17 protein-coding genes are annotated in these 17815 nt (G+C 70.6%); 11 read left to right on the plus strand and 6 right to left on the minus strand.

Features of this window, described 5'->3' with window-relative positions:
- The first annotated feature begins 32 nt into the window (after positions 1-32).
- The 8 genes from ASF23_RS04040 (at position 33) to ASF23_RS04075 (ending at position 7820) form a co-directional block, all read left to right on the plus strand.
- Complete coding sequence (locus ASF23_RS04040; RefSeq protein WP_055949414.1) at positions 33-902, plus strand: aminoglycoside phosphotransferase family protein; 870 nt, start codon at positions 33-35, stop codon at positions 900-902.
- Positions 903-1000: 98 nt separating this feature from the next.
- Entirely contained in the window at positions 1001-1621 is a 621-nt protein-coding gene (locus ASF23_RS04045; protein WP_055949417.1) for a DUF6197 family protein, read from the plus strand.
- 250 nt (positions 1622-1871) lie between these two features.
- Entirely contained in the window at positions 1872-2519 is a 648-nt protein-coding gene (locus ASF23_RS04050) for an ABC transporter permease (protein WP_055949419.1), read from the plus strand.
- 82 nt (positions 2520-2601) lie between these two features.
- Positions 2602-3798, plus strand: a complete 1197-nt coding sequence (locus ASF23_RS04055) for an ABC transporter ATP-binding protein (protein WP_055949486.1) — start codon at positions 2602-2604, stop codon at positions 3796-3798.
- Positions 3791-4552, plus strand: coding sequence for an ABC transporter permease (locus ASF23_RS04060; RefSeq protein WP_055949421.1), 762 nt, complete (start codon positions 3791-3793; stop codon positions 4550-4552). Before ASF23_RS04055 ends, ASF23_RS04060 begins: the two co-directional genes overlap by 8 nt.
- Positions 4552-5652, plus strand: coding sequence for a glycine betaine ABC transporter substrate-binding protein (locus tag ASF23_RS04065; protein WP_082473804.1), 1101 nt, complete (start codon positions 4552-4554; stop codon positions 5650-5652). The genes ASF23_RS04060 and ASF23_RS04065 overlap by 1 nt, the downstream gene beginning before the upstream one ends.
- A 198-nt stretch (positions 5653-5850) precedes the next feature.
- Positions 5851-6546: an ABC transporter ATP-binding protein gene (locus tag ASF23_RS04070; RefSeq protein ID WP_055949423.1), complete on the plus strand. Its 696-nt coding sequence runs from the start codon at positions 5851-5853 to the stop codon at positions 6544-6546.
- Positions 6543-7820 (plus strand): ABC transporter permease, encoded by a 1278-nt coding sequence (locus ASF23_RS04075; RefSeq protein WP_055949426.1) that lies wholly within the window; start codon positions 6543-6545, stop codon positions 7818-7820. The genes ASF23_RS04070 and ASF23_RS04075 overlap by 4 nt, the downstream gene beginning before the upstream one ends.
- 221 nt (positions 7821-8041) lie before the next feature.
- Here ASF23_RS04075 and ASF23_RS04080 read toward each other — a convergent pair whose 3' ends face one another.
- Together ASF23_RS04080 and gabT are read right to left on the minus strand one after the other, a co-directional pair.
- A complete protein-coding gene (locus ASF23_RS04080; RefSeq protein ID WP_082473805.1) occupies positions 8042-9505 on the minus strand; it encodes a flavin monoamine oxidase family protein in 1464 nt (487 codons plus the stop codon).
- An 8-nt stretch (positions 9506-9513) separates the two neighbouring features.
- Positions 9514-10899 carry a 4-aminobutyrate--2-oxoglutarate transaminase gene (gene gabT, locus ASF23_RS04085; RefSeq protein ID WP_055949429.1) on the minus strand — a complete coding sequence of 462 codons (1386 nt, stop codon included), beginning with the start codon at positions 10897-10899 and terminating at the stop codon, positions 9514-9516.
- Between the two features lie 275 nt (positions 10900-11174).
- Between gabT and ASF23_RS04090 the strand changes: the two genes are divergently transcribed.
- Both ASF23_RS04090 and ASF23_RS04095 read left to right on the plus strand, forming a co-directional pair.
- Positions 11175-11465, plus strand: coding sequence for a zinc-ribbon domain-containing protein (locus ASF23_RS04090; RefSeq protein ID WP_055949432.1), 291 nt, complete (start codon positions 11175-11177; stop codon positions 11463-11465).
- A gap of 127 nt (positions 11466-11592) precedes the next feature.
- Positions 11593-12252: a hypothetical protein gene (locus ASF23_RS04095; protein ID WP_156364167.1), complete on the plus strand. Its 660-nt coding sequence runs from the start codon at positions 11593-11595 to the stop codon at positions 12250-12252.
- Between the two features lie 21 nt (positions 12253-12273).
- On the opposite strand, the gene ASF23_RS04100 is transcribed toward ASF23_RS04095, so the two are convergent.
- The gene (locus ASF23_RS04100) at positions 12274-13089 is read right to left on the minus strand and encodes a shikimate 5-dehydrogenase (protein WP_055949439.1); all 816 of its coding nucleotides are present in this window, start codon (positions 13087-13089) and stop codon (positions 12274-12276) included.
- Between the two features lie 188 nt (positions 13090-13277).
- Here ASF23_RS04100 and ASF23_RS04105 point away from each other — a divergent pair, with 188 nt between their 5' ends.
- Positions 13278-13739, plus strand: a complete 462-nt coding sequence (locus ASF23_RS04105) for a hypothetical protein (protein WP_156364169.1) — start codon at positions 13278-13280, stop codon at positions 13737-13739.
- Here the strand turns inward: ASF23_RS04105 and ASF23_RS04110 are convergent.
- From ASF23_RS04110 to ASF23_RS04120, 3 genes are all read right to left on the minus strand, one after another.
- Positions 13736-14332: an HD domain-containing protein gene (locus ASF23_RS04110; protein WP_055949446.1), complete on the minus strand. Its 597-nt coding sequence runs from the start codon at positions 14330-14332 to the stop codon at positions 13736-13738. The genes ASF23_RS04105 and ASF23_RS04110 overlap by 4 nt on opposite strands.
- Positions 14333-14666: 334 nt before the next feature.
- Positions 14667-15728, minus strand: a complete 1062-nt coding sequence (locus ASF23_RS04115) for a response regulator (RefSeq protein WP_055949449.1) — start codon at positions 15726-15728, stop codon at positions 14667-14669.
- Positions 15725-17230, minus strand: coding sequence for a sensor histidine kinase (locus tag ASF23_RS04120; protein WP_156364171.1), 1506 nt, complete (start codon positions 17228-17230; stop codon positions 15725-15727). The genes ASF23_RS04115 and ASF23_RS04120 overlap by 4 nt, the downstream gene beginning before the upstream one ends.
- Between the last annotated feature and the right edge of the window lie 585 nt (positions 17231-17815).

Genomic DNA, 17815 nt, shown 5'->3' on the forward strand with positions numbered 1-17815 from the left:
GCGCGGTCCACTCCGCCGGGTACGGTCGCGGTGTGCATCCCGCAGCCGACATCACCGTGACGGTCCCGCTCGTCCGGGATCTCCTCCGCGATCAGCATTCCGACCTCGCGGACCTGCCGCTCCGGGTCGTGGCGAACGGCTGGGACAACGTGATGCTCCGGCTCGGCGACGAGCTCGTCGTGCGGGTGCCCCGTCGCGAGGTCGCCGCGCACCTCGTCGAGCACGAGCAGCGGTGGCTGCCGACCATCGGCGCGCTCGTCGGACAGGTCGTCCGGGTGCCCGTGCCGGTGCGGATCGGCCGTCCGTCCGACGTCTTCCCGTGGCCGTGGAGCGTCGTGCCCTGGACGGACGGGGTCGCGGCGGGATCGACACCGGTGGACTCCCCGCGCGTGGCCGACGCGCTCGCCGCGTTCATCGGCGCCCTCCACGTTGACGCACCGGGCGATGCGCCGCGCAACCCGGTCAGGGGCGGCCCGCTGTCCGATCGGGCGGGCGTCGTCGCCGAGCGGCTGGCGTCCGGCGACGTCCCGCGTGCCGGTGCGGTCGCGGGACTCTGGGACCGAGCGCTCTCGACGGCGGGGTGGGACGCGCCTCCCGTCTGGCTGCACGGCGATCTGCACCCCTGCAACCTGGTGGTCCACGGCGACCACCTCGCGGCGGTCGTCGACTTCGGCGACGTCACGGCGGGGGATCCCGCCACCGATCTCGCGACGGCCTGGCTGACGTTCGGACGGGAGGCCCGGGTGCGTTTCCGTGCGCACCTCGCGGCCGACGACGCCACGTGGCTCCGCGCGCGGGGGTGGACGATCGCGATGGCGACCGCACTCGTGACCGGGTCGTCGGTCGGCAGCGACCACCACGCGCTCGGCCTCCGCGCACTCGATGCGGTCCTCGACGACTGACCGCCTCCCGCACTCGGGGAACGGGGGTATCGCGCGGCGGGCGCATCGGGGTTATGGTCACTCCACACACCCGTGCACTCCGACCCGGAGGGACCCCGATGACCCCCCAGTTCCGCGTCCAGCACGACGTCGACCACGTCGACGCCTCACCCGCTGCCGACGAGCAGCAGCGATCCCTCCTCCGGAGCTGGATCGACCGGTACCGCGCTCGACGAGTCGTCTGGTTCCGCCGTCGTCTCGAGCACCAGCTCGCCGAGCTCGGGCAGCTCCAGGAACTCATCGGCGATGCGCGCACGGTGGTCGACCGCGGGTGGGTCCAGCACGCGTGGTTCGCCTACATGGACGACCGTGGCCAGGTCCGACGCGCCTCGAGCGCCGCCGCGATGGACGTCGCCGGCCGACCCCTCGTCGGCGCGTGCCTCGTCGGCTCGGTGGTCTACGCCGCCGGGGGGCCGCACGCGGTGCACTCCCAGCCCGTGCAGCGCGCGCTCGACCTGGTCTGGCACGCGCTCGCGGGGCAGGAGGGTGCACCCGTGCTCTGGTGCCCCGCGCCCGACGTCCGCATGGCGCGCGTCCGCGACCTCACCGGCTGGAACGACGCCGGAGCGCGGAACGCCGCCGAGGTCTCGGGGCTGCTGCTCACCGCGGAGCGTGTCGCGATCGCGGAGTCCGACCGGCTCGTCGCGCGCGCGACGGAGAAGGGCTTCGGGCCCGTCTGATCGCGAGCGCTTCATCGAGCACGGGCCCGCCGGGAGTGCTCCATAGCAGTCGTTCCTGAGCGTTCTGAAAGATCGTTACCCCTTCGTCACGTCGCTCGGAGATCATCCTCTGATCGGGGGTTTTCTCGCGCCCTGATCTGAGAATGGCTCGTCGATCGTCCTGTCCTGCTTTCGTTCTCGTTACCGTTGACGGCGGTCGTGCCCGTGTCCCGCGGTGCCGACATCCCGTCGAACGAGAGGGCGATCCCCGATGTGGCAGTACGTCGTCGACCAGTGGCCCCAGATCTGGTTCGGGTCCTGGCAGCACGTCTGGCTGGTGGTGCAGTGCCTCGTGCTCGCCGCCGTCCTGGCGGTGGTCATCGCCGCGCTCGTGTACCGGAGCCCGCGGCTCAGCTCGATCGCGAACGGAGTCTCCGCGATCGGCCTGACGATCCCGAGCTTCGCGCTCATCGGACTCCTCATCGTGCCCCTCGGCTTCGGTGTCGTGCCGTCGGTCGTCACGGTGACCTTCTTCGCCGCGCTCCCGATCCTGCGGAACGCGGTCGTCGGGCTGGCCGAGGTCCCCGGCACCGTCGTCGAGTCCGCGCGGGGGATCGGCATGGGTCGCATCCGCACCCTGCTGACCGTCGAACTCCCCCTCGCATGGCCGATCATCCTGACCGGCATCCGGCTCTCCGCCCAGATGGTGATGGGGGTCGCCGCGGTCGCCGCGTACGCCCTCGGGCCCGGTCTCGGCGGTTTCATCTTCTCCGGGCTGTCGCGGCTCGGCGGTGCGAACGCGCTGAACTCCACGGTCGTCGGTGTCGTCGGCGTCGTGGTGCTCGCGCTCGTGCTCGATCTCCTGCTCCTCGGCCTCGGCCGCCTGACCATCTCGCGAGGTATCCGTGTCCAGCACTAGTCGCACCAGCACCAGCACCAGCACCAGCACCAGCTCCAGCAGTGCCCTCGCCGACTCCGGCGACGGCGTCACCGGAGCGAGCATCCTGCTCGACCAGGTGACCAAGCGCTACCCGGGGCAGTCGAAGCCCGCCGTGGACGGCATCACCCTGGAGATCCCGGCCGGCAAGGTCGTCATGCTCGTCGGGCCCTCCGGGTGCGGCAAGACGACCACCCTCAAGATGATCAACCGGCTGATCGAGCCCACCGACGGTCGCATCGTGCTCGGTGACGACGACGTCACGGACATCGACGGCGACGAGCTCCGACGCCGGATGGGCTACGTCATCCAGGCCGGTGGACTGTTCCCGCACATGACCGTCGCGGCGAACATCGCGATCGTCCCGAAGATGCTCGGCTGGTCGAAGGAGCGGGTCGCGGCGCGCGTCGACGAGCTGCTCGAACTCGTCTCGCTCGACCCGGACACGTACCGCGACCGCTACCCGAAGGAGCTCTCCGGCGGGCAGCAGCAGCGCGTCGGGGTCGCTCGCGCACTGGCCGCGGATCCGCCGGTGCTCCTGATGGACGAGCCGTTCGGCGCTGTCGACCCGATCACCCGGCAGCGGCTCCAGGACGAGCTCATCAACATCCAGGAGGAGCTGCACAAGACCATCGTGATCGTCACGCACGACTTCGACGAGGCCGTCAAGCTCGGCGACTGGATCGTCGTCTTCTCCGAGGGTGCGCACATCGTGCAGTACGACACCCCGGAGCGGATCCTCGCCGAGCCCGCGAACGAGTTCGTCGAGAACTTCATCGGGTCCGGGGCCGGCCTCAAGCAGCTCACGCTCACCCGCGTGCGCGACGTCGAGCTCGCGTCGGCGATCACGGTCAAGCCCGGCGACGCCGCGACGGACGTCCTCGCGACGCTCGACGCCGAGGGCCACAACCACGCCGTCGTCCTCGATGAGCGCGGGAGGCCGATCGGCTGGCCGTCCCGCCGACAGCTGGCCCGGATGGACTCCGTCCCGGCGACGCGCTTCGACGACCTCCCGGTGATCGGTGACGGCGCGACGCTCAACGACGCCCTCGACACCATGCTCGTCTCGAGCGCCGGCGCCGCCCTCGTGACGGGCCGTCGCGACGTCTTCATGGGTGTCATCACCGTCGAGGTCGTGATGGAGGCGATCACGCACTCCCGCGCCGAGGCGGCCAAGGAGGCCGCGTACACACCGGTCGGCATCAACACCGGTGTGATCGACACCATCACGGTCCCCGAGGAGGGACCGATCGATGAGTGAGGCCGTCGCCACCGGGATCGACGGGCGGACGGCGACCGGGTGGAAGGGCCTCCTGGTCCAGCCGATCGCGATCGTCGTGGTCGTGGCCGCGTTCGCCGTCTGGCTGAACACGGCGGACCTCTCCGCCACCGAGCGGGCCACGCTCAACCCGCGGGACATCGTGCAGTACACGATCACCCACCTGGCACTGACGTTCGTGTCCGCCGCGGTGGTGCTCGTGATCGGGATCCCCCTCGGGATCGTGCTCACGCGGCGACCGTTCAACCGCGCGAGCACCGCGATCCTGGCGGTCGCGAACTTCGGGCAGGCCGCCCCGGCCATCGGTCTCGTCGTGCTGCTCGCCGCCTGGCTCGGGTTCTCGTTCTGGACCGCGGTCGGCGCACTCGTGCTCTACGCGATCCTGCCCGTCCTCCGGAACACCATGATCGGCATCGAGAGCGTCGACGGTCGGCTGGTCGAGGCCGGTCGGGGCATGGGCATGAGCGCGTTCGCCGTGCTCATGCGGGTGGAACTCCCGCTCGCCGTGCCCGTGATGCTCGCCGGGATCCGGACCGCCCTCGTGCTCCTCGTCGGCTCGGCCGCCCTCGGGACGTTCATCGGCGCCGGCGGTCTCGGCCTCCTCATCACCACCGGCGTGACGCTGTTCCTGCCGAAGGTGCTCGTCTCCGGGGCACTCCTCATCGCGCTGCTCGCGCTCCTCATCGACTGGGTCGGACGCGTGGTCGAACGCGCCGCCCGCCCGAAGGGACTCTGATGACCGACCCGAACACCGAACCCGCACGCTCGACCGGCGCGACCGGCTCGACCGGCTCGACCGGCTCGACCCGCGCATCGCTGGCCCGCACCCGGCCGAGCACCGCGCGACGCCGTCGGCGCGCGGTCGCTGCGACCGTCCTGGCGGGCGCGACCGCCCTCGTGCTGACCGGCTGCGGGCTCCAGCCCGCCACGTCGTTCGTCCCCGCGGCCGCACCGGGGTCGATTAAGCAGATCGACGACCTGCCGGACGGTGCGCACATCACCGTGACGAGCAAGAACTTCACCGAGCAGCTCGTGCTCGGCAAGATCGGGGTGCTCGCGGCGAAGGCCGCCGGGTTCGACGTCACCGACGAGACGAACGTGCCGGGATCGGTTGCCGTCCGGCAGCTCATGCTCGACCAGGGCGCCGACATGACGTGGGAGTACACCGGCACCGCGTGGCTGGCGTTCATGGGCCACAAGCAGGGCATCCCGGACAAGGAGAAGCAGTACACCTCCGTCCGCGACGAGGACCTGGCGAACGGCCTCACGTGGTTGCGGCCCGCGCCGATGAACAACACCTACGCGCTGGCCGTCCGGAGCGACGCCGTGGCGGACCTCGGGAACATCGAGTCCCTGTCGGACATCGCGAAGCTGCCGGTCTCGGAGCGGACGTTCTGCGTCGAGAGCGAGTTCAACTCCCGCGCCGACGGGTTCCGGCCGATGCTCGAGCACTACGGGCTCAAGCTCGGCGACGCGGACGGCGTCCCCTCGAGGAACGTGAGCATCCTCGACACCGGCACCGTCTACGAGGCCACCGCGCGGGGGAAGTGCAACTTCGGCGAGGTGTACACGACTGACGGCCGGATCAAGTCGCTGAACCTGACGGTGCTCGAGGACGACAAGTCGTTCTTCCCGGCGTACAACGTCGCCCCCGTGCTGTCGACCGAAACGCTCCGGGAGTACCCGCAGCTCAAGCGGGTGTACGACCAGATCTCGCCGAAGCTCACCGACGCGCAGCTGCAGAAGCTGAACTACGAGGTCGACGTCGCGGGGCGCGAGCCCGCCGACGTGGCGTTCGACTGGATGGTCGACGAGGGCTTCATCACGAAGCCGTAGGCTCCGGCGCCGCAGCGCTCCGGTGCCGCGGTGCCGGAGCGCTCCGGTGCCGCTGCGCCCCGGTGCGTCCGGACTGGAGGCCCGCCCCGCGATCCGGCGGATCCGTTCGTCGACCAGGATGGTCACCGCGCGCACCGATGGAATACGTTTCACCAGCCGCAAATTTGCAGGAGCTGCACCGAACGCTACGGTTGGTGCATGGACACTCCCGTGCTCGAGGCCAGGGGCCTCACCAGGACGTACGGTCGCGGTGACGCCCGGTTCGACGCGCTCAAGGGCGTGTCGCTCGCGGTCGGTCGTGGCGAGAGCCTCGCTATCGTCGGCAAGAGCGGCTCGGGCAAGTCGACCCTCATGCACCTGCTCGCGCTGCTCGACCGGCCGTCGAACGGCCAGGTGATGCTCGACGGCCAGGACGCCGCCCGACTGTCCGCCCGACAGGTGAACCAGACGCGCAACAGCACCTTCGGGTTCGTCTTCCAGCAGTTCTTCCTGACACCGAAGACGAACGTGCTCGACAACGTCGTGCTCCCGCTCAAGATCGCCGGGGTGTCCGGCCGCGAGCGTCGGCAGCGCGGACTCGAGGCACTCGACGCCCTCGGCATCGCGGACAAGGCGAAGAACGACGCGAACGACCTCTCCGGTGGGCAGAAGCAGCGCGTCGTGATCGCTCGGGCGCTCGTGAACGATCCCGCCGTGATCTTCGCGGACGAGCCGACCGGCAACCTCGACACCACCACGGGCGAGCTCGTCGAGGACATGCTCTTCGGCCTCCAGCGCGAGCGCGGCATCACGCTCGTCGTCGTCACCCACGACCGGGAGCTCGCGACGCGCTGCGACCGGAGCGTCAACGTCCGCGACGGCCTGATCGTCGACCAGCAGGAGGCTGCCGCGTGAACTTCCTCGACCTCGTCCGCACCGCGATCGGCAACACGTTCCGGTCGAAGCTCCGCACGACGCTCACCGTCATCGCCATCTTCATCGGTGCCTTCACGATCACCCTCACGTCGGCGATCGGCACCGGTGTCTCGTCCTACATCGACTCGCAGGTCGGGTCGCTCGGCAACTCGAACTCGCTCACCGTCACCAAGCAGGTCGCCAGCTCCGGGGCGGACGACGGTCCCGCGAAGTACGACCCGACCGACTCCGGCGAGACCGTGCAGCGCGGACCGGCCTCGTTCGGGTACCTCAGCGCGTCCGACATCACCAAGATCACGGACACGAAGGGCGTGGAGTCGGTCCAGCCGTCCGTCGCCCTGTCGGCGAAGTGGCTCGAGTACGGCGACGCCGGCAAGTACGTCGTGAGCGTCACCGGGAACGCCGGGGTGGTCAAGGCCGACCTGGCGACCGGTGCCCAGCTCTCCGACAGCTCCTCCGAGAACCAGGTCATCCTGCCGACGAACTTCCTGAAGAAGCTCGGTCTCGGCAGTGCGTCCAACGCCGTCGGCAAGACCGTCACGATCGCGGCCGACGACTACCTCGGGCAGGAGCACACCGTCGACGCCACGGTCGTCGGGGTGCAGAACGAGTCCCTGTTCGGGGCGGGTGCGGGAGCGAACGCCGCGCTCACCGACGCCCTGCGGGAGGCGCAGGAGACGAACAAGCCGGCCTCCGTCGCCACGTCGTACGCGTCGGCGACGGCGACCGTCGCGAGCGGTGCGGACGTCGACGCGGTCAAGACCAGGCTGTCGAGTGCGGGGTTCACCGGGCAGACGATCGCCGACCAGCTCGGGCAGTTCCAGACGGTAATCAACGGCATCGTCGGGGTGCTGAACGCCTTCGCGGTGATCGCCCTCATCGCGGCCGGCTTCGGCATCATCAACACCCTGCTCATGAGCGTGCAGGAGCGCACCCGCGAGATCGGGCTCATGAAGGCGATGGGCATGGGTGGCGGCAAGGTCTACACGCTGTTCAGCCTCGAGGCGGTGTTCATCGGGTTCCTCGGGAGTGCGATCGGTGCCGGCGTGGCGATCCTGCTCGGCACGGGGCTCAGCAACCTCCTCGCGGGGACGCTGCTCAAGGACCTGCCAGGGCTGCAGATCCTGCAGTTCGCTCCGAGCTCGGTCGCCACGGTCATCGTCGTCGTGATGGTGATCGCGTTCCTCGCCGGGACCCTGCCGGCGCGCAAGGCCGCACGGCAGAACCCGATCGAGGCGCTCCGCTACGAGTAGCCGGCCGCCGGGCCGCCGGGCCGCGGCCGGCGCGGCAACGGAGTGGGTGTTCTGAACACCGTCGTCCGGCCCGAACACCCGCATCCGCGTGTTCCCGACGGACGCGCGTGTTCAGAACACGCGGCCGCACCGGCCTGGAGGCGCGCCCCACCCCCGACGCGCGTGTTCAGAACACGACGACGCACCGGCCTGGAGGCGCGCCCCGCCCCCGCCGCGCGTGTTCACGTGAGCGACGCGACCGTCTGCTCCGCCACGAGGTGCCCCTGGCGGATCGCCCCGTCGACGTGCTGGTAGCCCTCGGCAGCGAGGTCGCTCGACGCGAACCGGACCGGACCGACGGGAGTCGACTGGTCGGGCCCGAACCGGGTGAGTCCGCCGAGGTCGTAGCTCGCCGCGTACGCACCCCGCGTCCACTCCTCGGACGCCCAGTCGGACTCGAAGTACACCGTCGGCGACAGCGCGGCCGGCCCGAGGTACGCCGCCAGCGACTCGAGGATGCGCGCGCGTCGCGCAGCGGGATCGAGTGCGAGCACGGCGTCGGCCTTCTCGTCCGAGACGAAGCCGACGAGCGTGCCCTGCTCCTCGCCGTGGTTCGAGTTGTCGTACGCCTCGTGGACGACCTGGTACGGCGAGAAGCACGTCCCGGAGAGGCCGTCCTCGCGCCAGAACGGTGTCGGGTACGTCGCGTGCACCTTGATGACGAGGCCGAGCGACAGGTGCTGGTGGAGCTGCTGGCGTCGTGCGGGGAGCGCGGGCAGGTACTCGATGCGGTCGTAGAGGTTCGGGGGGACGGCCACGACCGCGCGCCGTGCACGGACCTCGAGCGCGCCGCGGACCGACCCCGCCGGCTCCGCGGTCACGACGACCCCGTCGTCCGACCACGAGAGCGTCCGCACGGGCGCGGACAGGTGGACCCGGTCCCCGAGGCGTTCCGCGAGCACGATCGGCACGCGCTGGAGTCCGCCGACGACCCGGCGGTCGAGGATGAAGTCCGCATCGACGAGGTTCGAGAAGGACCCGGCACTCGCCGCCATGAGCATCGCCTGCAGCGTCGAGAACGCGTACGCGGGCTTGGTGAGCATGGCATCGGCGATGAACAACGCGATGTTGTCGCGGGCCTCGGCGTCGTCGCTCTCGGACTCCAGCCAGGCCCGGAACGAGATCCGGTCGAGCTCCTCGGCGCGCGGGTGCGTCCACGGGGCGGCGGGGTCGGTGTCCGCGACGAGGTCGTCGAGCACCCCGATGAGCCGCTCGATCTCGGCCTCGGTGTGCGGCGTCGCGGGGAAGATGTCCCCGGTGAACCGCGACCGTGCACCGCTCGGACCGATGTACACGCTCTCGCCGTCGCGGTGCCGCGGGTACGTCTCGAGCCCGAGTTCGCGGAGTGTCTCGATGAGCGCGGTCTGGTCCGGCGACACCCACTGACCGCCGAGCTCGAACATCTGCCCGTCGACGTGATCGGTCCAGAGTCGCCCGCCGACCCGGTCGCGGGCCTCGAGCACCTGGACGGTCAGGCCCCGGGCCACCAGGTCGCTCGCGGCGGTCAGCCCCGCGGCCCCCGCCCCGATGACGACGACGTCGCACTCGAGGACACCGGCACCGGCACCGGCACCGGCACCGGCACCCGCACTGGCACCGGCACCGGCACCCGCACTGGCACCGGCTGCCGCGTCCGTGTCGCCCACACCCCCGCTCACAGCGCCGTCACGACGGAGTCGAGCACGTCCATCGCGTCGTGCAGCAGCGCATCGTCGATCACGAGCGGTGGGAGGAACCGGATGACGTTCGAGTCCGTCCCGCACGTGAGCAGGATGACCCCCTGCGCGTGCGCGCCCGCCGCGATCCGACCGGTCGTCGCGGCGTCCGGAGCACCGGTCGAGGGGTCGACGATCTCGATCGCGATCATCGCTCCGCGTCCCCGGACGTCCCCGATGCACGGGTTGGCATCGCGGATGCGCGACAGACGGTCCGTCAGCAGCGTGCCGATCGCCGCCGCGCGCTCGACGAGTCCACCGTGCTCGAACAGCTCGATCGCCGCGAGCGCCGCCGCACACGCCACGGGGTTGCCGCCGTACGTGCCGCCGAGCCCGCCGACGTGCACTGCGTCCATCAGCTCCGCGCGACCGGTCACCGCGGAGAGCGGCATCCCCCCGGCGATCCCCTTCGCGGTCGTGATGATGTCCGGGACGACGCCCTCGTCCTCGCACGCGAACATCCGACCGGTCCGTGCGAACCCGGTCTGGATCTCATCGGCGACGAACACGATCCCGTTCGCAGACGCCCAGGCGGCGAGGGCCGGCAGGAAGCCTGGCGCGGGCACGACGAACCCGCCCTCGCCCTGGATCGGCTCGATCACGAGGGCCGCGACCTGGTCGGCTCCGACCTGCTTCTCGATCTGGTGGATCGCGGCAGCGGCGGCGTCCGGACCGGAGAGGCCGTCACGGAAGGGGTAGGAGAGCGGAGCGCGGTGCACCGACGGCGCGAACGGCCCGAACCCGTGCTTGTACGGCATCGACTTCGCGGTCATCGCCATCGTCAGGTTGGTCCGCCCGTGGTACGCGTGGTCGAACACGACGACGGTGTCGCGGCCGGTCGCGACCCTGGCCACCTTGACGGCGTTCTCGACGGCCTCGGCTCCGGAGTTGAACAGCGCGGTCCGCTTCTCGTGGTCGCCGGGTGTCAGGCGGTTGAGGGCCTCCGCGACCTCGACGTACCCGTCGTAGCCGGTGATGGTGAAGCACGTGTGTGTGAAGCGCTCGATCTGCGCCGTCACCGCCCGGACCACCGTCGGCTCGCCGTTCCCGACCCCGGTGACGGCGATGCCGGAGCCGAGGTCGATGAGCCGGTTGCCGTCGACGTCCACGAGGATGCCGCCCCCGGCGACGTCCGTGAAGACCGGCAGGGTGATCCCGACGCCCCTCGGCACCGCGGCGGCCTTCCGCTCCTGCAGGGCACGCGATCGCGGGCCGGGGATCTCGGTCGCGAGCAACCGCGACTGTGGGACGCCGGGGCCACCGGTCTGCGCGTGGTCGGACCGAGCGGATGCGGGGCCCTGCTGGGCCGGAGCTGTCGTCGCCATGGACCAACGGTAGGCCAGATCGGCGGGATCGCGCGATGGAACCTCCGGATCGCGTCGCGGATGGCGCCGAGGGCGACGGATTCCGTCGCGCAGGCGCGCGGGGAGGCGCGTGTCGGCACCCGTGCCGTGTCGGACTGGAGGCCCGGTTCGTGACCCACGGACCCGCTCGCGCTGGCAGCGGGGCGGGCTGGATCCGTGCCTCCCGGCCGCGGTTCGTGTCCTGCGGTCGTAGGATCGTGTCCTGACCCGCGCCGGGCGGGCAATGAGGGGACATCATGATCATCTTCGGCACCAGGGGCATGGCCAAACTGCTCGGCGTCCTGTTCTACGCGTGCGCGTACTGCCACCAGGAGGCCGCACAGCGCCTGGTCCAGCGCGCGACGTGGTTCACGCTCTTCTTCATCCCGATCTTCCCGTTCTCCAAGACGCGGACGATCAGCTGCGCGTACTGCGGCGGACAGACGTCGCTCGACAAGGAGACGGCGGAGCGCTTCGTCGCCGACGCCGACCGGTTCGCCGGGTCCGCGAACCCGCAGGTGCAGCAGCAGGGTCCCGAGACGGTCTGACCCGGCCGGTCAGCCAGGGGCTCCCGGGCGACGCCGTCGCACGGGCTGGCCAGGCAGGCCGCGGTATCGTCGATGACGCCTCGGTCGAGGTGCGGGCGCAGGGTGAGCGAGAGGATCGCGGGTGGCGGTGTTCGGCAAACGGGCGAAGAGCGGCGACATCCGCGAGCGCCCGATCGATCCCGCGGAACTCCGCCGGTCAGTCGACGAAGGCTTCCTCATCGCCAAGTTCGCCGTGACCATCGCCGTCGCGAACCACATCATCCGGAACGCGCTGCAGCAGCACGAGACCTTCGATCCCCTGGCCGTGGCGCAGACGACCCGTGACGAGCTCCTGCGGATGGCCGCCGAGCAGACCGACGGTGCCGAGCGCATGCGGGAGATCAGGGCCACGGCGCAGAAGGCCAAGGGCCGGTCCAAGCACCAGCACGACTACCGCCGCGGTGACGACCTCAAGCTGCGGACCCGCGAGGCCACCTACGAGGAGCTCGCCGCCGCGATGACCAGGGGTGTCGACGACCAGGCGTTCATCGACGGCATCGTGATCGCCGCTCGTGAACGCGCCTGGGACGACATCGGCACGACCGTCGTCGGCCGGCTCGGGTGGGCGCAGCGTCCGGCTGAGGACTACGAGATCGGTCGCGACGAACGCGTCAGGCAGATGCTCGACGAGGACTTCGCTGCGCTCGTGGTCGAACACCTGGGTGACGAACAGCAGACACCGGGGGACGACGACGCCCAGGCGGAGGCTGCGACCGATCAGGCCGACCCGGACGCCGAACACTCCTGACCCGTCGTCGCCGTCGGTCGGTCAGTCCGCGCGGCTGAACACCGACGCGCGCTCGACCTGGTCGGGGGTCAGCATGACGCCGGTGTACCGCTCGAACTGCCGTGCTGCCTGGAGCGCGATGACCTCCGCGCCGGTGATCACCTGGCGGCCGGCATCGCGACCGGCCCGGACGAGCGGCGTCTCGGACGGGAACGCGACGACGTCGAAGACGGTGTCCGCAGCCGCGATGCGCTCGACCGGGAACGCGAGCTCTGCGGCCGCATCGCCGTGCATGCCGACCGGTGTGACGTTGACGAGGGCGTCGGCATCGGCACCGTCGTCCGCCGATGCCCACCGGTAGCCGTACTGCTCGGCGAGCGCGGACCCCGTCGCCTCGTTGCGCGCGAGGACCGTCAGCTCGTCGAACCCCGCTCCGCGGAACGCTGCGACGACGGCCTTCGCCATCCCGCCGGAACCGCGGAGCACGACGCGCGCGCGGGCATCGAGCCCGTGGGTGTCGAGGAGTGACCTGACCGCCTCGTAGTCCGTGTTCGAGGCCGTGAGCACGCCCTCGTCGTTGACGACCGTGTTCACCGAGTCGATCGCAGCGGCCGAGGCCTCGACGCGGTCGACGAGCGGGATGATCGCCTCCTTGAAGGGCATGGACACCGAACAGCCGCGGATGCCGAGTGCACGGATCCCCCGGACGGCCCCCTCGAGATCGGTCGTCGTGAACGCCTTGTACATGAAGTTCAGGCCGAGCTCGTCGTACAGGAAGTTGTGGAACCGCGTCCCGATGTTGCTCGGGCGGGCGGCGAGCGACATGCACACCCGCATGTCCTTGTTGAGGATCGGCATGCCACCAGTGTGCCGGACCTTGTCACCGGTGCCGGTGCCGGTGCCGGTGCCGGTGCCGGGTGGCGTTCCGGACCGCGCCGTTCTGCCGGGCCGTCAGCCGTCAGGCGGACGCGGGATGGGCCTCCAGGCTGATGCGGACCAACCGGGGTGGCGATGCGGGCGGGACCACCGCGAGCGAGGCTGAGGACATGTCAGATCGAAGCCCGACCAAGTCCAGGTGGTTCACCGCGACCGCGACCGCTGCCGCCGCGGCATCGGCGCTGCTGCTCGTGTCCGGATGTGCCCAGATACGGCAGCAGACCGGAGATGCGTGGTCCGTCACGTACGAGGTGTCCGTCGACACGCAGGCCGGCGCGGCACTCACCGAGGTCGCGACCGAGGGGGCGGAGAAGCGGGGCGAGGCGCCGAAGGTGCGCGACGTCGGATCCGTGACCACGACGGCTCCCGAGGACGGCTCCGCGACCTCGACCTGGACGCGCGAGTCGATCGTGCTCGCGAAGGACCGCGCGATGGTCAGGGCGACCCCGCCGGCGGGTGCGACGGCAACGTGCCGGATCCTGCTGGACGGCAAGAAGGTCATCGCGGAGCGGCACGCCGACCCGGGTGCGCAGGTCAAGTGCCGAGTCAGGACGCCGGCCTTCGACGGCTAGGACGTCCAGGACTGTTCGCCCGCCCGGACGTTCCCGGAACGGTCGAGCCGTTCCGCGGCGCTGCCGGGCTTGCGGATCGCCTGCGCATGGATCGCGCTGTCGAACTCGTCCGCGAACCCGAGTCTCGGCAGTCGCGACACGACCGCAGCGCGGAGGCCTGGGTCCCAGCGCTCGGGGGACGACCCCGAGACGTCGAGACTCGTCGCGACCTCGAGCAGGTGTCCCTCGATGTCGAGGTCCGGGTCGACGGCCGTCCACATGTGTCGTTCGATGACCTGCCGGACCCGGTCCCGTCGGGCGGGGCTCCATCCGGCGGCCGCGGCGAAGGTCCACGCGACGGCGCCGCCCGCCTCCTCGAACGGGGTCGCATGCGCGTCGAAGTGTGGTGTGACGCCGAGATTGTGGAGCATCGCGGCGACGAAGAGGAGCTCGTGGTCGTGGTCGCGACCCTCGCTGTCGGCGAGTGCCGTGGCCCAGACCATCGACCGGAGGCAGTGGTTGACCATCGCGGGGGTCGACCATGTGCGGACGACGTCCAGGGCGGCGGCTGCCGTCGGGGTGGGCGGGAGCAGGGCGGCGTCGAGGTCGAACATGCCTCGAACGCTAGCGCCCGTGCGCTTCGGGGAAGGGGCGGGTGCGGAGCAGCCGGGGCCGCGCGCGGCGTCGCCGGGTTCGTTCGTGGTGCAGCCGGGGCCGCGCGCAGCGCAGCCAGGTCCTTGCGCTGCGCAGTCAGGTCCGTGCGCGGCGCAGCCGGGGCCGCGCGCTGCGCAGTCAGGTCCGTGCGCGGCGCAGGAGGGGAGTGCATCGCGTCGGACTCGCTACGGGTTCGTGCGCAGCCGGGGGAGGACATGGCGTCGGACTCGCCGCGGGTTCGTGCGCGGCGCAGCGGGCGGAGTGCGTCGATCTGGACTCGCCGCGCAGCGGACGTCAGCCGCTCCCGGCTCCGGTCCCGGTCCCGGTCCCGGTCCCGTTTCCCGCTCGCGTGCGGGAGCCGTTGCCGGCGCCGTCGCCGGTCAGCCAGCCCGGTCGGACGAACCCGGTCTCGTACGCGAACACCGCCGCCTGGACACGCGACGTCGTCCGGGTCTTCGTGAGCACGCTCGAGATGTGCGTCTTCACGGTCGCTTCACTCAGCCAGAGTTCCGCCGCGATCGCAGCGTTGCTCGACCCGCGGGCGACAGCGCCGAGGACCTCTCGCTCCCGGGCGCTGAGACTGTCGAGGAGCGCCCGCTGACCGGCATCGACGGGCGGTTCGCCCGCCGCAGTGCTGTCCTTCGCGCTCGTGCTGTCCGTGCTGGTCCTGCCGCCCGCGTCCCTCGTGCCGTCGGCGCCGGCCGTGCCATCGACGTTCGGTGCGCTACCGACGGTCGGTGCGCCACCGACGGTCGGTGCGCCATTGGTCCCGACCGCGGCGCGTGCTCCGAGGCCCTCCGCGAGCCGGTGTTCGAGCAGGGCCCTGGTCATCGACGGGTCGATCAGCGTGTCACCCGCGAAGGCGGTCCGTACGCCGGCGGTCAGCAGGTCGGGTCCGGCGTCCTTGAGCAGGAAGCCGAACGCGCCGGCGCGGACGCTGTCGAGCAGGTACTCCTCGTCGTCGAAGGTCGTGACGATGACGACAGCACCGGCGGTTCCGGCGGCAGTGATCGCCTCGGTCGCAGCGATCCCGTCCATTCCGGGCATGCGGATGTCCATCAGGACGACATCGGGACGGAGACGTGCGGCCTCCGCCACGGCGTCGGCGCCGTTGGCGGCCTCGGCGACGACGGTCATGCCGGGCTCGCTGCTGAGGATCATCCCCAGGCCCATGCGGATCATCGGCTGGTCGTCCACCAGCATCACCCTGATGTCGGGACCGGCGTCCGTGGTGCGGCCGGCGTACGGGTCGGAGGTCGTCGACGGGGTCGGGTCGGTGTCGCTCGACCCGGGCGTGGTCGACGGAATGGTCGACGGGTTCCGGTGGGAGTCGCTCGATCCGGGGGTGGTCGTCATGCGGTTCCGTTCCGTTCTGTGGCGAGGCGTGGCTCCGATCCAGGGGCGCTGCCGGGTGCCCCGCAGCGATCGGGCGACCAGCGCAGGAGGGTCTCGAGCTCTGCCGACCGAGCGCGGGCGGCGATGGGGGAGCGCTCAGCGGGAGGTTCCTCGACGCGGTGCACCGCCACCTCGTGGGATGGTTCGTCAGGGCGCGGCTCGTCAGGGTTCCCGCGCGCGGCGGGCATGACGAGTTCGACCCGCCATCCGTGCAGCACCGGGCCGGCGACGAGCCGCGCGCCGACGGCCTCGGCGCGCTCCTGCATCCCTCGGATCCCGGCACCGCCCGATCCGAACGCCCCGGCACGGCGCTCCGCGACCGGGAGGCCCGACGCGATGGCCCCGTCGTCCTCCACCAGGAGCACGACATCGTCTGCGATCGGCAGGAGCGCGACGTGGACCGTGGCGGCGTCGGAGTGGATGAGGACGTTCGTCAGGGCTTCCTGGCAGACGCGCAGGAGCGCGAACTCCTGCAGCGCACTGAGCCCTGGTGGCACGGCGAGGTCCGTCACCACGGAGAGACCGGCGCCGCGGACGCGATCCACCACCTCGTCGAGTGCGGGAGCCAGCTGCAGCGGGGCCTCGGTGGTCCCGGCGCCGTCGCTCCCCCGCAGCACCCTGACGACGTTCCGCATCGCGGTCAGCGCCTCTTGTCCGCTCGACGCGATCCACTCGACGGTGTTCCGGAGTTCCTCGGGACGCGTGTCTGAGATGCGAGCGGCACCCTGGGCACGGATGACCATGGCGGAGATGTGGTGCGCGACGACGTCGTGGATCTCTCGGGCGATCGCCGTTCGTTCCTCCGTTGCGATCCGCTCACGATCCGCCTCCCGGAGCCGCTCGAGCTCGAGGTTCCGACGGCGGAGCTCCTCGGCGTCGCGGCGCTGTGTGAACGATGCGCGGCCGAGCATCCCTGCGACGAGGACGATGCAGAACGCCAGGGCCCGGATCGAGAGGTTCTCGGCCTGCAGACCCTGGGCGAGTGCTTCGATCGACGGGTTCGTCCAGACCCAGAAAGGGATCATCGCCGACAGAGCGCTCACGGCGGTCAAGGGCACGGTGACGAGCGGCCGGAGTCCACCGCTCGCGGCGAGGAAGGCAGCGATCCCGAGCGGGATGAGACGCACCTCGGAGACCGAGAAGTACCACCCGGGCCACCCGACGACGATCGCGACACCGAGCAGGAGACCGAGCGGCACCCGACGGCCGACCCCGATCGCAACAGCCGAGAGTGCCGCTGCCCAGACGTAGTAGTCGACGCGGTACGGGTACCAGGGAAGCTGACGAGCGAGGCCGATCGCAGTGACACCGACCCCGAAGACGATGACAGCCCGGGTGATGCTGCGGAGCACCGGGTGCCGTCGGAACCAGGTGACGGCTGCCGATCGGAGGCGCACGAGTGCCCGGAGCACGTCCGACACGATCACCGGGGTTGCTCGAGCAGGCGCAGTCTCTTCAGGCACGCGATCACGCTAGCCGGGGGAGGACGGCGACGGACCGGCCGAAGGGCTGATCTGTGGACGGCGCACACACAGTCGTCACTGGGGAGGGCGGACCTCCGGGATGGGTCCGCGAATCGCTCTCATCACTCAGCGGTGCCCGACTCTGAGGACACGACACGCCCGGGACAGCCCCGGCTTGGTCCACTAGGCATGGTGTGCGTAAAGTATCTCCTCGTCACCCCATAGGTACGGCGGAGCGGCTGAGACAGTCCGGGACAGTGTGCAAACACGACACCGATGCAGTCCAGACCTCGTCGGTCTCAAGCGGGACCGCCCCATTTTCTCCTGATCTTCGTGATCATCAGTCCGGGGTGTGCTCTGTTCACTCGCTTGTCGGTCTCCGGACTTGACAACAGCGGACATGGTGATAAGGTTGGAAAGTTGCCCGGGCGGGCATCCTGCAAAGGAGCGCAGCCCGGTGCGTCTGGTCCTTGAGAACTCAACAGCGTGCACATTGTCAATGCCAATTTATTGACCTCGTGCGATGATCCTGATCTTTTCGGTTGGGGGAGTCGTTCGGAGACAATTCCTTTGGATTGAATGATG

The sequence above is a fragment of the Curtobacterium sp. Leaf261 genome (assembly GCF_001422205.1).
In the GTDB taxonomy this organism is placed as follows: domain Bacteria; phylum Actinomycetota; class Actinomycetes; order Actinomycetales; family Microbacteriaceae; genus Curtobacterium.